Annotated in this window: 12 protein-coding genes; 8 read left to right on the forward strand and 4 right to left on the reverse strand. The window is 61.2% G+C overall.

Annotation, left to right across the window (positions count from 1 at the left end; translation table 11 throughout):
• Nucleotides 1-207: 207 nt before the first annotated feature.
• Together ATY29_RS20560 and ATY29_RS20565 are read right to left on the reverse strand one after the other, a co-directional pair.
• Nucleotides 208-1323: a DNA alkylation repair protein gene (locus ATY29_RS20560; protein ID WP_097537187.1), complete on the reverse strand. Its 1116-nt coding sequence runs from the start codon at nt 1321-1323 to the stop codon at nt 208-210.
• Nucleotides 1324-1342: 19 nt separating this feature from the next.
• Nucleotides 1343-2368 (reverse strand): LacI family DNA-binding transcriptional regulator, encoded by a 1026-nt coding sequence (locus ATY29_RS20565; RefSeq protein WP_097537188.1) that lies wholly within the window; start codon nt 2366-2368, stop codon nt 1343-1345.
• A gap of 160 nt (nt 2369-2528) precedes the next feature.
• On the opposite strand from ATY29_RS20565, the gene ATY29_RS20570 reads away from it, so the two are divergent.
• Nucleotides 2529-3476, forward strand: coding sequence for a dihydrodipicolinate synthase family protein (locus ATY29_RS20570; RefSeq protein ID WP_165779446.1), 948 nt, complete (start codon nt 2529-2531; stop codon nt 3474-3476).
• Between the two features lie 238 nt (nt 3477-3714).
• The gene (locus tag ATY29_RS20575) at nt 3715-5100 is read left to right on the forward strand and encodes an MFS transporter (protein ID WP_097537189.1); all 1386 of its coding nucleotides are present in this window, start codon (nt 3715-3717) and stop codon (nt 5098-5100) included.
• Between the two features lie 117 nt (nt 5101-5217).
• Here the strand turns inward: ATY29_RS20575 and ATY29_RS20580 are convergent, their stop codons facing one another.
• On the reverse strand, nt 5218-5526 hold the full coding sequence (locus tag ATY29_RS20580; RefSeq protein WP_003565710.1) for a hypothetical protein: 309 nt from the start codon (nt 5524-5526) through the stop codon (nt 5218-5220).
• 329 nt (nt 5527-5855) lie between these two features.
• Between ATY29_RS20580 and ATY29_RS20585 the strand changes: the two genes are divergently transcribed.
• Nucleotides 5856-9251: a response regulator gene (locus tag ATY29_RS20585; protein ID WP_097537190.1), complete on the forward strand. Its 3396-nt coding sequence runs from the start codon at nt 5856-5858 to the stop codon at nt 9249-9251.
• A 36-nt stretch (nt 9252-9287) separates the two neighbouring features.
• Here the strand turns inward: ATY29_RS20585 and mnmC2 are convergent, their stop codons facing one another.
• A complete protein-coding gene (mnmC2, locus tag ATY29_RS20590) occupies nt 9288-10007 on the reverse strand; it encodes a tRNA (5-methylaminomethyl-2-thiouridine)(34)-methyltransferase MnmC2 (protein ID WP_025416798.1) in 720 nt (239 codons plus the stop codon).
• On the opposite strand from mnmC2, the gene ATY29_RS20595 reads away from it, so the two are divergent.
• The 5 genes from ATY29_RS20595 (at nt 10006) to ATY29_RS20615 (ending at nt 13902) form a co-directional block, all read left to right on the forward strand.
• Complete coding sequence (locus ATY29_RS20595; RefSeq protein WP_025416797.1) at nt 10006-11184, forward strand: NAD(P)/FAD-dependent oxidoreductase; 1179 nt, start codon at nt 10006-10008, stop codon at nt 11182-11184. The two genes, mnmC2 and ATY29_RS20595, sit on opposite strands and share 2 nt — an antisense overlap.
• A gap of 114 nt (nt 11185-11298) precedes the next feature.
• On the forward strand, nt 11299-12006 hold the full coding sequence (locus ATY29_RS20600; RefSeq protein WP_097537191.1) for a DUF1045 domain-containing protein: 708 nt from the start codon (nt 11299-11301) through the stop codon (nt 12004-12006).
• A gap of 113 nt (nt 12007-12119) precedes the next feature.
• Nucleotides 12120-13043, forward strand: a complete 924-nt coding sequence (gene puuE, locus ATY29_RS20605) for an allantoinase PuuE (RefSeq protein ID WP_003565700.1) — start codon at nt 12120-12122, stop codon at nt 13041-13043.
• Nucleotides 13043-13543 carry a 2-oxo-4-hydroxy-4-carboxy-5-ureidoimidazoline decarboxylase gene (gene uraD, locus ATY29_RS20610; RefSeq protein WP_025416796.1) on the forward strand — a complete coding sequence of 167 codons (501 nt, stop codon included), beginning with the start codon at nt 13043-13045 and terminating at the stop codon, nt 13541-13543. The genes puuE and uraD overlap by 1 nt, the downstream gene beginning before the upstream one ends.
• On the forward strand, nt 13540-13902 hold the full coding sequence (locus ATY29_RS20615; protein WP_003565696.1) for a HepT-like ribonuclease domain-containing protein: 363 nt from the start codon (nt 13540-13542) through the stop codon (nt 13900-13902). Before uraD ends, ATY29_RS20615 begins: the two co-directional genes overlap by 4 nt.
• Nucleotides 13903-13904: the final 2 nt, after the last annotated feature.

Below are 13904 nucleotides of genomic sequence, written 5' to 3' on the forward strand. Positions count from 1 at the left end.
GTGGGAACTTGCAAGTTGGAAAAAGCTTTCCAGCGCTTCTGGCCGCTCATTGGGAGTGCGGCGCTCTATCGAAATGCGCTTTTGTCCCTTCTTCCTGCGTTTCGTATTTTCTAGCAGGGGCACGCTCACGCGGCGGCCGGAAGGGTGAAAGCTGAGCCGCATTTGGGCTAGTTCGCTGGAAAAGTCAAGTGCAGTGCACAAAAAGCATTAGCTTCGTTCGGGCGAGGGCATTCTCAGGACGAAACTTTCCGATGCGCTTTCCGCGCCGTTGATCAGGATGGCGATGCGGTGTTCGCCGGGATAATAGCGCCGTGTCGTGATCGGGCGCATGGCGTGGCGGCGCTCGATTGCGTGGCTCTGCCCGGGTGCCAGTGTAACCGTCTTGCATTTGAAGACCTTGGGCGAAAGAGAGCCGTCGGCCTTCACGTGGTGGATGGCATAGTCGATCATCAGCGAGTGCGCGGTCTCGCCGGCATTCGTGACGCGGATTTCGAAATCCAGCCCCTCGCCGAACATCACCTCACCATTGAGGAGGCGCAACTCGCATGCAAGTGACGCGGCCGCACCGAAACCGAAATTGGCAAGCGCCCTCGCATGGCCTTTCTTCAGGAGAGTGCGAGAGGCATGTTTCAACAGCCGGCGGCGCTCGGCGGACGCGCCCACGATGTGGTCGGCGATGAAGGCGGCGACTAGGTCCGGATGATCTTTGGCGATATCGTTCAGGCTGTTGGCGACCGAGCGGCGCACATAATCCTCCGGATCATCCATCAGCGCGGTCAGGATCGGCAAGATCGGCGCCGGGTCCTTCACCAGCTGCGGCAGGCGTATGGCCCAGGGCAGGCGCGGCCGCGTTCCCTCGCTTGCCAGCCGGCGCACATGATAGTCGGGATCGTCGACCCAGGTGGAGATGGTGGCGAGCGCACGCTGCTGGTCGCGATGGATGAATTGCCGGATGCCGAATTCCGCGGTGAAATGCGGCGTCAGCGCCTTGAGGAGATCGAGGCCGAGATCGAAATGATCGGGGCCGTGGGCGGCAATGAACTGGTTGACCGGCAGCAGCATCCAGCCGGAAAGTCCGGGCTTGCCATCGGCGGGCAGGCTCGCCCTCAGGATGGCGGCGGCGTCGGTAAAATCATCAGGAAGCGTGGCGAACAGGGCGTCGCGGATCAAGGCGGAGCGCTCCATCAGTTCCAGTGCCCCGAGGCCATCGGTTGCCAGCGCCACAAAACGGCTTCTGTCGTAGAAGGGTGCGTTGGCCGCGATGCGATCGGCGATGTCGGCGATCAGCGCTTCATGCAACAGGTTCTTGAGCGGTTCCGGCATGCTGCCCTCTCTCCATTCTTCAGCGTGCCGGCGCTGTCGATTTCCTTGGAATGAGTGTCGGAGCCGATATTCGGATGCGGTCGTCGTCTGAATCGTCACCCGCAAGAAGATCTAGGGCGTTTGAGGCAATTTGCTCGAACGGCACACGCAACGTCGTGAGTGGTGTGGGGAGGTGACTAACGATCGGAATGTCGTTGTAACCGACGATCGAGATGTCCTGCGGCACGGAAAGGCCAAGTTTCGTCAGCCCCGACAAGGCGCCGATGGCGGTATTGTCGTTGACGGTGAAAATAGCGGTGGGGCGTGGGCTGAGGTTCATCAGAGTCTCGACGGCGACCGCGCCGGACTCGATGCCGAATGTCGAGGGGATGATGTAGGCGGGAGTCGCAGACAGCCCCGCTTCTTCCAGTGCCTGCTTGAAGCCCTCCACGCGGCCTCGCGAGCTGGAGGCATAGGATGGGCCGGCAATGACGCCGATCCTGCGATGGCCGAGATCAAGGAGGTGGCGGGCCGCCAGATAGCCGCCCAGCCTGTCATCGCCGACCGACGAGAGGCTGTGGCCATCGGTCCGTAGTGCCAGCACGTAGGGAATGCCGCGTTTGGCCAGGTCGTCCGGAAAGTCATCGTCTTCCCGTGCCGTCGAAAGGATCAGTCCGTCGACGCCGCGTTTCAGAAGAGACTCGGCCGCCAGCCGGTCCGCCTTCGGTTTGTCGTCTGTGGTGGCGACGATCGCGAAGCGCCCGGTACGGCTGCAAGCCTTGGCGAGCGCTTCATAAAGCATTGCCATGACCGTGTCGGTGAGCCTCGGCACGATCACTCCGATGGTCATGGTGTTGCCGCGCCGGAGGCTCGCTGCAGAAACGTCCCGGACATATCCAAGCTCTTTGGCTACTTTGCGCACACGGCGCGCGGTTTCGCTGTCGGAGCGCGGAAGCCGCTCATCCAGAATGCGGGAAACAGTGGACTTGGAGACGCCGGCTGCGGCGGCCACGCTGTGAATGGTGATCCGCGGCTGACCGAAAATCTCATCTGCTTTTGAATTCATTGAACCTTTTCCGTTCGAGTCGGCAATCGACGTCCATTTCCGAAGATGCACCAAAAAAGACATTGACTCCAGGGAATTCAAGAACGATAGTGGGAACGTTCCCGCTAACGATCCTAATGGCGATTGCGGTGAACGTCGAACGCATAAGGAGGAGACCAAGATGCAACCGATGGATTTGCGCGGGCTGAGCCCGGCCCCCGTTACCGCTTTCATCCGAGATGGCGAAGTCGATCACAAAGCCAACGCAAAAATCGCCAAATGGCTGGTTTCGATAGAGGGCGTCAAAAGCCTCGTCATCCTCGGCCATGCCGGCGAAGGCACGTTCCTCACCGAAGAGGAGCGCCTTGCTCTCATTCACACTTATGTCGATGCGGTTGACGGTGCTGTACCGATCATTGCCGGAATTACCGGTGAAGGCACGAAAGTCGCTGCTGAAGAGGCCAAGAAGTGCAAAGCCGCAGGTGCTACCGGCGCACTCGTCTATCCCAACCACGGCTGGCTGCGTTTCGGCTTTCAGAAGGGGGCGCCCCAGGATCGTTATAAGGCGATCTGGCAGGAGTCTGGCCTCCAGTGCATCCTGTTCCAGTATCCCGATGCCACCAAGGCGTCCTACGATCTCGATACGCAGCTGGCAATCGCCACCCAGGAAGGCGTCGTTGCCACCAAGAACGGCGTGCGCAACATGAAGCGCTGGTACGTCGAAATTCCCGAACTGAAGAAGGCCAATCCAAATCTGCAGGTCCTGAGCTGCCACGACGAATGGCTGCTGCCGACCATGTTCGACGTCGACGGCTTGCTCGTCGGTTATGGCAATATCGCGCCCGAGTTGCTGATCGACCTGATCAAGGCCGGCAAGGCGCAAGACTATCCCGAAGCGCGCAAGATCTTCGAGCGCCTTCTCCCGGTGACGCGTGCCGTCTATCACCGCGGCTCCCACATGGAAGGCACCGTGGCCTTGAAACTCGGCCTTGTGCACCGCGGTATCCTTGATCACGCGACGATCCGCGAGCCGCTGAAAAATCTTGGGGAAAAGGCCGAAGCGGAGATCTTTGCTGCCTTCGGCGCCGCCGGTATTGGTCGCGTTGACCAATTCCTGGCTGCCGAGTGACCGATTTGCCGCCCCTGCACATGTCGCAGGGGCGCATTCAGATGGGGAGCAGGGAACCCATGGGAGCCCGCAGATGCCGGCACGGCAGCGGGCAAGCTTGAACGTCTGTGAGGCACCGGCGTCAGCGGCCCTGGAGCCCATTGCCCTGATAGGACGAACCGACACGCAGCAGTAACCATCAAGCAGGAGCGCGCCTGGCCGGGAGAGTGGTAGGCTACGGGGCGAGAAGGAGGAACCAATGAATGTCATGCAGCCTATGCAGGCTGACACGGCGAATGTCGCTGATCGTCAGGCCGAAATCAGCGCTCGTCTGGAGCGCCTTCCCATCACCCGCGAGGTCTTCTGGGCGCGCAACATTGTCGGCGCCGCAACATTCTTCGACGGCTACACCGTCATTGCCATCGCTTATGCCATGCCCGTCCTCGTACGCGAGTGGGGCCTGAACCCCGCGCAGACCGGCATGATCCTGTCAATGGGCTATCTGGGACAATTGATCGGTGCGATCCTGTTCGGCTGGCTCGCCGAGAAGGTCGGCCGGCTGAAGGTTCTTTTGTTCACCATCCTGATCTTCGTCAGCATGGATGTCGCATGCCTGTTCGCGGCCGGGGCCGGCATGATGATGGCCTTCCGTTTCGTCCAAGGAATCGGCACCGGCGGCGAGGTCCCCGTCGCCAGCGCCTATATCAACGAGTTGATCGGGTCCAAGGGACGCGGCAAGTTCTTTCTCCTCTATGAGGTCATGTTCCTTCTGGGCCTCGTTGGCGCCGGGCTGATCGGCTACTTCATGGTACCGGTTTACGGCTGGAAGGCGATGTTCGTCGTCGGCCTCGTTCCCGCAATCCTCATGATCCCGTTGCGCTGGTTCCTGAAGGAGTCGCCGCGTTGGCTAGCCGCAAACGGCCGCTACGAAGAAGCAAATGCTATTGTTACCCGCATGGAGGAAAGTGCCCAGGCAGCCGGCAGGGAACTACCGGAACCGAAGCGCGTGCAGATATCGGCCCATCGCAAGTCTGACTGGCGTGAGCTCTTCCAGGGCATTTACCTGAAGCGGACGCTCTCCATCTGGGCGATGTGGCTCACGGCCTATACAGTGGCCAATGGGACGATCACCTGGCTGCCGACGCTATACCGTCAGGTCTTCAACCTCCCGCTTCAAACGAGCATCCTCTATGGGTTCTTGACTTCGCTCGGAGGCGTGATCGCCGCCGTCATCTGCGCGCTGCTCATCGACAGGGTGGGGCGCAAGCGCTGGTACACTGGCGCCCTGCTTCTCGCTCCCTTGCCGCTTCTGGCTCTCGCGTGGCTCGGAGCAACTTCCGCCTTGCAGGTTCTGATCCTTGGCGGCCTTGCTTACGCCATCGTTCAGACCGTCACCTTCTCACTTTATCTCTATTCGGCGGAGATCTATCCCACCCGTCTTAGGGCGATTGGGACGGGAGCCGGCAGCTCCTGGCTTCGCCTGGGATCTTCGCTCGGACCGATCATCGTGGGCACGCTGATGTCTTCCTTAGGCATCCAGTATGTCTTCGCGACCTTCGCCGCCATTCTGATCGTCGGCGCCATCGTCACGATGTTGTTTGCCGTAGAAACCAAAGGCCGGGTTCTGGAGGAGCTTTCCCCGTAACAGATGGAGTTCTGGTCGGAAGCATCGATCTGGCGGGTCAATGCCCGTCGGATCAATTGGTCGTAGTCGGCGGCCCGGCGCCGCCGGGAGGTCAAGCGGCGCCGGTGGCGGCTTTATTTATTCCGGGCAAACTTTGACGCGGTAGGGGTTACCCCAATCGTCGTGCCGCCATTCGATATGGCAATAGGACGGCCGGTAGTAGGTCCGGTAGACCGGATAGGGGCGATAAACGGGGTAGGCAGGATAAACAGGGTAGGCGGGGCGGGTGGCTTCGGACAGCAGGGCGCCGCCGACGACGCCGGCGGCAAGGCCGCCCCAGAAGGCATCGCGCGGACGGGCATCGGCGGTGGTGGCGGTGGCGAGCGAGGCGCCGGCAAAGGTCAGCGCGATCAGGCCCGTCGCCATGGTCTTATGAAGAACGGACATATGCTATTTCCTTTCTAGACTGGCTTCCATAAAGCCAGGTTCAGACTCCGCCCGGATCGCGGCGGCGCGATGGCCGCGCAAGTGCTTCCCGCATTAAATTTTCGTCATGATTTCAACAGATACCGGCGTGCCCGGCATGTGGGATTGCCTGTCATGGCAATGTTCATTCAGTCTCGTGGAGGCCCGGGCTGCCAATGTGACGTATCTTCTGCGTGTTGAGCCGGCCCGTAAAATTTCCCTGCTGAAATTTATGGTTAAAACCTTGTTAAAAGCCTTGGCCTTATAGTCTTTGTAGTTGATATTTCATTCATTGCGGGAGCGACCATTTCTTGAAATCAGCCGGGGACATTCTGGAATTGGCTTGCCGCCGGATCGCCGATCTGGACACCCCGGCCTATGTCAAGAACAGCGAACTGCGCTATGTCGCCGTCAACGAGGCCTATGCAGATTTCCTCGGCCGCGAGATTTCCGATTTCATCGGCAGGCGCAGCCGCGAACTCTTCGACCGTCCCGAGGAAGAGGAGCGCGAGGACAAGGAGCGCCGCGCGCTGGTGTTCGGCACCGAGGAAAACGCCATCTGTTTCGATGCCGCGGGCCTCGGCCATGAGCGCATCCAGATCGAAAGCTTCTCGCCATCGCCGGAGCGGATCTATGTGCTCGGCATCTTTGAGGCCCGCGAGCGCCGCGCCGTTACCAATAAGGAGACCGCCGACAGCTCTCGGACTGTAAACGATTTCGGAATTGCCGCCGATTTCGCCCAGCTGCGCGCGGCGCTGGAAAAACTCGATCATCCGATCGGCATCTTTGCCGATGACGGCCGGCAGCTGGTCGTCAATGCCGCTTATCGCGACGGTGGAAGACCTGCGCCCGCCGGCGATTCGGCCTGGGGTGAGAGCGTCAACGAACTGGACGTTCTACGCACCGTGCTCGAGGACCTGCCGGTTGCAGTCTTCGTGCGCGACGACAGGCATCGCCTGGTCTACGCCAACAAATATTACGACACCTTCAGCGGCCATAGCCGTTCCGAAGTCCTGGGACTGACCGAATATGAAATGTTCGGGCGGGAAGGTGGTGAAGCGATCTACCAGGAAAACCTGCTGGCGTTGAAGCACGGCACGTCGGTTGAGATCGAGAGCGAAATGCCGAGCAAGAGCGGCCACCTCTATCCCGTCATCTCACGTGTCAACCGCGTCATGACGACGGATGGGCGAACCTATGTGGTCGGCTCCTTTTCCGATATTTCGGCGCTCAAGGAGCGCGAGAAGGCGCTGATCGCGTCGCGCAAGCAGGAAGAAGTGCTGCATCGGGATATCGAGAGCATCCTGCGTTCGCTGCCGGTCGGCGTGCTGATCCTCGATAACGATCACCAGATTCTCTACGTCAACGACGAATTCTACAGCATCTGGGAGCTGCCGCTCGACGATCCCTTCGACGGCCGCCCCTTCATCGACGTCATTCGCCGCAATTTGGAGCTCGGACGTTACGACGGCACGCAGACGCCGGAGGAGATCTACTCCTTCCGCAAGCATCTGTTCGAGGCCGAAGTGCCCGAGCCGATCGAGCTCGGTTGGGCGGGCGGCAAATCCGTCATCTTCGACAGCCGCCGCATCTCCAAGGACCGTATCCTGCTCACCTATGCCGACATTTCGGCAGTGCGCGAGCGGGAAAAGGAAATCCACGAAACCCGCGCAGCGCTCGAGCGGGTCGGCGAGATGATGCGCGATGCGACGCATGCGATGTCGCAAGGTCTTGCCATCGTCCAGGACGGCATCATCAAGATGTCCAACGAGGCAATGGCCAATATCCTGCAGATCCCGCCCGCCTATATCGAAGCCGGGCAGGGCTGGCTCGGCATGTTCGAATTCTGTGCGGCGCGCGGCGATTTCCACGACGCGGCGGCCGAGATCCTGCAGGGCTGGCGCGACAATATTGCCGCCAGGCTGCCGATTTCCACCGTCTTCCATGTCGGCGGCGAGCGCTGGGTGAACATGGATGCGACGATCAGCGCGGGACAGCATTGGGTAGCGCTATTCACCGACGTGACCGAGCTCAAGAGACGCGAGGAGGAGTTGCGCCATCTCTTGTCGCGCGCCGAAGCCGCCGACCGCGCCAAATCCGAATTCCTCGCCAATATGAGCCACGAGATCCGCACGCCGATGAACGGCGTGCTTGGCATGGCGGAGCTGCTTGCCAAGACCAACCTCGACACGCGGCAGAAGACTTTCGTCGACATCATCGTCAAATCGGGCAATGCGCTGCTGACGATTATCAACGACATCCTCGACTTTTCGAAGATCGATGCCGGGCAGATGAAACTGCGCAAAGCCGCCTTCGATATCACCGAAGCGGTGGAGGACGTGGCGACGCTGCTCTCCTCGCATGCCGCCGAGAAGAATATCGAACTGTTGGTGCGGGCAGCACCGGATCTGCCCGCCGCCGTGATCGGCGATGCCGGGCGTTTTCGCCAGATCGTCACCAATCTCGTCGGCAATGCCGTCAAGTTCACCGAGCGCGGGCATGTCTTCGTCGATGTCGGCTTCCAGGCGGCTGCGGGCGGCGAGATCATGGCGAGCATTCGCATCGAGGATACCGGTATCGGCATCCCCAGTGAAAAGCTCGAATCTGTCTTCGACAAGTTCTCGCAGGTCGATGCCTCCTCGACCCGGCGGCATGAGGGAACGGGCCTCGGGCTGGCGATCACCGCCGGGCTCGTCGACCTTTTCGGCGGTTATCTCAACGTCGAGAGTGAATGGGGCAAGGGCTCGGTCTTCACCGTCAACCTGCCGTTTGCGGTGGCTGCGGCCCGGCTCGAGCCGAAGCCGCTGCCGATCAACGTGCAGGGGGCGCGCATTCTCGTCGTCGACGACAATGACGTGAACCGGCGCATCTTGACCGAACAGCTTTCGCTCTGGGGATTCGACGGCGTTGCCGCCGAGGGGGGCGGCACAGGTCTTGCGATCCTGGAGGCGGCGGCCGATCTCGGTATCACCGTCGATGCCGTCGTGCTCGACTATCACATGCCTGATATGAACGGCGCCGACGTCGCGCGCCGGCTGCGTGCCGATCGCCGCTTTGCCGAGCTGCCGATCATTTTCCTGACGTCGATGGATATTTCGGGGACGGAAAAGGAATTCGCGGCGCTGAACGGCCAAGCGCATCTGATGAAACCGGCGCGCGCCAACGTGCTGCGCAATACCGTCGTCGAAGTGGTGCGCGCCAGCCGCGTCAAGCAGGCTTCGGAAGCCGAGATTGCCCGGCTGCAGGCGCAAGCGGCCGCACCCGTACCGCCTCCTGCGCCTGCGCCGCAGCAGCGGGCGGCCGAATTCGTCGATGTGCTGGTCGCCGAAGACAATGAGGTCAACCAGATCGTCTTCACCCAGATCCTGCAGGGAACCGGCCTTTCCTTCCTCGTCGTCGCAAATGGCGAGGAGGCGGTCGCCGCCTGGGAGCGGCATACGCCGCGCATCATCATGATGGACGTGTCGATGCCCGTCATGAACGGCCATCAGGCGACCCAGACGATCCGCGAACGGGAAAAGGGACAGGGGCACCGCGTGCCGATCATCGGCGTCACCGCCCATGCGCTCGAAAGCGATCGCGAGCTCTGCCTCGACGCCGGCATGGACGACTATATGTCGAAGCCGATCAGCCCGGAATTGCTGGAAGAAAAGATCCGGCAGTGGCTCGGCAAGGACGAACAGCAGCCGGGGCGTACGAGCTACTGATTGGGGATAATTCGGCAGCGATGGTGGTGTCGAGCGTCAGCGCTTTGTGCCGCAGAGCATTTCGCGTTTGCCGGCAAAGCCCTGGCGGCGCTCGACGGCAAAACCCGCGGCGATGAGATTGCGGCGCACGAAGCCGGCCGCGGCATAAGTGGCGAAGGTTCCGCCCGTCACAGTCTTTTCGGCGACCTGTCGCATCAGTTCCTCCGACCACATGTCGCTGTTGCGCGATGGGGCAAAACCGTCGAGATACCAGGCGTCGAAGCCGGGCCTTGCGGCTGCAACGCCCTCAAGTGCTCGGCCGCAGACGACGCTGAGCCTGGTCTGGGCGTCGAGATCAAGCGAGACGGTATCGGCAGGCGTTTGCGGCCAGGCTGCTGTTAGCGCCTCGCGCTCGGCATCGATCTCCGGCCAGTGCGAGAGCGCCCGGCCGATTTCTTCGCCGCGCATCGGGTGGAGTTCGAAAGAGATGAAATGCAGATGCTGGCCAGCCGCGCGGTGCAGCTTCCATTGCCGCCAGGTCTCGGCGAAGTTCAGGCCGGTGCCGAAGCCGAGTTCACCGATGACGAATTTATGCCGGCCGTTCCAGCGTTCGGATAAACCGTTGCCGGCGAGAAATACGTGGCTGCATTCCAGCCGCCCATCGGTCTGGCAGTAAAAATGATCGCCAAAGGCGGTGGAATAGGGCATATCGCCGTCGCGCCATTCGAGTGGCTGCGGCGCGCCCGCGCCAATCTGATCGGGGTTCACGTCTGTCATGGGAAAAGCCGATAATCCTCAGCCGGTCTCAGGTCAATCATCCTCAGGACTGCTGATCGTCGGCGGCGGCATCATGGGCCTCTGGGCAGCCGTTCATGCCGAGCGCCGCGGCATCGATACCTTGATTGCGGATGCCGGCAGATTCGGCGGTGGAGCGAGCGGCGGCCTGCTCGGCGCGCTGATGCCGCATATGCCTGACCGGTGGTCCGAGAAGAAGCAGTTTCAGTTCGATGCATTGGTATCGCTCGAAGCCGAAATCGCCATGCTTGAAACGGCGACCGGGCTTTCCGCCGGCTATCGCCGTTCGGGCCGACTGATCCCGCTGCCGAAGCCGCATCTCAACAAAATCGCACGCGGCCATTGCGAGGACGCCGAACGCCATTGGCAAGCCGGCGACCGCCACTTCCACTGGCATGTGCTCGACGGCCCGCCGGTCAGCGGCTGGATCGACCCCTCTGCCGGCGAGAGCGGCTTCGTGCACGACACGCTCGCCGGTCGTGTTGCGCCCCGCTCGCTGATTGCGGCGCTCGTCGCCTTCCTGAGGCAGGCAAAACATGTGCGTATTCTGGAACATGCATCGGTTGTCGGCCTTGATCCCGATCGCGGCATGGCCGAGATAAACGGTGAAAGCATTGGGTTCGGGCATTGCATCCTGGCGGCCGGCCATCAGTCCTTTCCGTTGCTGCAGGGCCTGACGCCGGGGCTGAAGCGACCGCTCGGCCAGCCGGTCAAGGGACAGGCGGCGTTGCTGAAAGCCGACCTCGACCCGGCGCTGCCGACGATCTTTCTCGACGGGCTCTATGTCGTTGCGCACGAGGGCGGGCATGTGGCGGTCGGCAGCACCAGCGAGAACCGTTTCGACGATCCCACGTCGACCGATGCCCAGCTCGAGACACTGATCGAGATGGCGCGCTGCATCGTGCCAATCCTTCTCGACGCGCCTGTTGTCGAGCGCTGGGCCGGGCTTCGCCCGAAGGCGATCGACCGCGATCCGATGATCGGCCGCCATCCCGATCACCAACGCCTGATCGCACTGACCGGCGGCTTCAAGGTCAGCTTCGGGCTCGCCCATCGGCTGGCAGAGGCGGCGGTTTGTATCGCCAGCGATGCAGATTGCGGATTTTTGCTGCCGGAGAGCTTCGCGATATCAGGCCATATCGCGGCGGCTTCACGTTAAACGTGAATTCGTTGCAGCTTCGTTTCGTTATTCTGTCATGCAAATCACCTATTTGCTTGCGCATCGACAGCGCCTGAAATTACTGGCGCTGCTTTTCCTGATGGAGGAAATCGCATGCGCTATGCCATTTGCTTCACGCCTCCGGCGAGCGACCCGCTATCGCTCATGGCCGCCCATTGGCTTGGCCGAAACGCATTTTCAGGTGATATGCTGGAGCCTCCGGCAGTTCGTGGTCTGGGCATTCATGAGATCGCCTTCCATACGGCCGTGCCGCGACGCTATGGATTTCACGGCGTTTTGAAGGCACCGTTCCACCTGTCGTCGGATCTGTCCGAATCGCAACTCCTGCGCGATCTCATGCGTTTTTCCGGAACGGTCCTTCCCTTCCAGATTCCGCGCCTCGAAGTCGCCCGGCTCGGCAATTTCTACGGTCTGTTGCCGCACGTTCCCTGCGAGCAGATCCAATATCTCGCCTCGGTGATCGTGCAGGAATTCGACCGTTTCCGCGCGCCGCTCAGCGAGGCCGACATCGAACGCAGCGATCCGGATGGTTTGTCGGCGGCGCAGTTCTCAAACCTGCATCGCTGGGGCAATCCTTACGTTATGGAGGAGTTCCGCTTCCATATGCCGGTGACCGGCCCGGTCAACGCGATCGACATGCCGCGCATCGAGCCGGCGCTGCGGACGATTTTCGAGCCCGTGCTCAGGGAACCGGTCATGGTTTCGAATGTCGCGCTGATGATCGAGGAAGGCACCGGCGGACCTTTCCGGGTTCATTCGCTGCATCCCATGGGCAAGGTCAGCGCCCGCAAGATCGCTTGACTTCAGATGAGCTAACTTATTGCGCACAAAGGATAAAATTCCGCTGCGCAGTTTCCGTCTCGACATTCCGGCTGCGGATGCTACCGTTCTCCGTCTTTTCAGAAGGTGATTTGATGGTATCCGAGACTTATCCGCGCAATCTGGTCGGCTATGGGCGCCAGACGCCCGATCCGAAATGGCCGGGCGAGGCGCGCATCGCCGTGCAATTCGTCATCAACTACGAGGAGGGCGGCGAAAGCTGCATCCTCGAAGGCGACCCGGCCTCCGAAAACCTGCTGTCGGAGATCGTTGGCGCGGCCGCCTGGCCGGGGCAGCGCAACCTCAACATGGAATCGATCTATGAATATGGTTCGCGCGCCGGTTTCTGGCGGCTCTGGCGGATGTTCACCGGTCTCAAGGTGCAGGCGACCGTCTATGGCGTGACACTGGCGATGGCCCGCAATCCCGAGGCGGTCGCCGCTATGAAGGAAGCCGGTTGGGAAATCGCCAGCCACGGTTACCGCTGGCTGGAATACAAGGATTTTCCCGAAGAACTGGAACGCAAGCACATCCTCGAAGCTGTGCGTCTGCATACCGAACTCACCGGCGAGCGGCCCTATGGCATGTATCAGGGCAAGCCTTCCGACAATACGCTGCGGCTGGTGCAGGAGGAGGGCGGCTTTCTCTACTCCTCCGATTCCTATGCCGACGACCTGCCTTTCTGGGTCAAGGGCGTCGACGGGAAGCCTTTCCTGATCATTCCCTATACGCTGGAAACCAACGACATGCGTTTTGCCACGCCGCAGGGTTTCAACACCGGCGATCAGTTCTTCACCTATCTCAAGGACGCCTTCGATACGCTTTACGACGAAGGCAAGGACGGCAGCCCGAAGATGATGTCGATCGGCCTGCACTGCCGTCTCGTCGGGCGCCCCGGCCGGGCGGCAGCGCTGAAACGCTTCATCGAATATGTGCTGAAGCACGACAAGGTCTGGATCCCGCGCCGCATCGAGATTGCCGAGCACTGGCACAAGCACCATCAGCCGGACGCGATCTGATGCTATCGCGCGAGGATTTCGTTTCCCGCTTCGGCGGCGTCTTCGAACATTCGCCTTTCATCGCCGAGCGCGCCTATGACGCCGGCAGCGTGATCGAGCCGCTAACGGCATCAGGCGTGCATGCGGCGCTTGCCGCGGTCTTCCGCGCGGCAAGCCGGGAGGAACGCCTCGGTGTGCTTCGAGCCCACCCCGACCTTGCCGGGCGTCTTGCCATATCCGGCGAACTCACCGAGGACAGCCGCAGGGAACAGTCCGGCGCCGGTCTCGACCGCTTGAGCCCCGCCGAGCATGCCCGCTTCACCGAACTCAATTCGGCCTATGTCGAAAAATATGGCTTTCCCTTCATCATCGCCGTCAAAGGACTCGGCAAGGAGGATATCCTGGAAGCTTTCGAAACACGGATCGGCAATGGCCGGGACGAAGAATTTTCAACCGCGACCGCGCAGGTCGAAAAGATCGCGCTGCTGCGTCTGACCTCGATGCTGCCGGAGGCGCAATGAAGGAGAGGCGTGCCATCGACTATCTCAATGACATGCAAAAGGCGGCATCCGAAGCGCTGTCCTTCATCGGCGGAATGGATGAGGCGGCTTTCGCCGAGGACCAGCTCACTTTCAAGGCCGTGGCCTTCTGCCACTTCACCATCGGTGCTGCGGCATCCCGTCTACTGGTGACGCATCCCGAATTTGCCACCGAGCATCCCGGCCTGCCTTGGACGAAGATCTGCGGCACGGGCAATCGCATCCTCGACGATGTCTTCGATCTCGATCCCGCGGATATCTGGGAGGCGACCTATCGGACGCTGCCGGAGCTTCTTCGCGAGATCGATGCCGTCCGTAACTGGCATGCCCAAGGTGAGTGAGG

Origin of the sequence: Rhizobium hidalgonense (genome assembly GCF_002914525.1) — a bacterium.
Lineage (GTDB): Bacteria > Pseudomonadota > Alphaproteobacteria > Rhizobiales > Rhizobiaceae > Rhizobium > Rhizobium hidalgonense.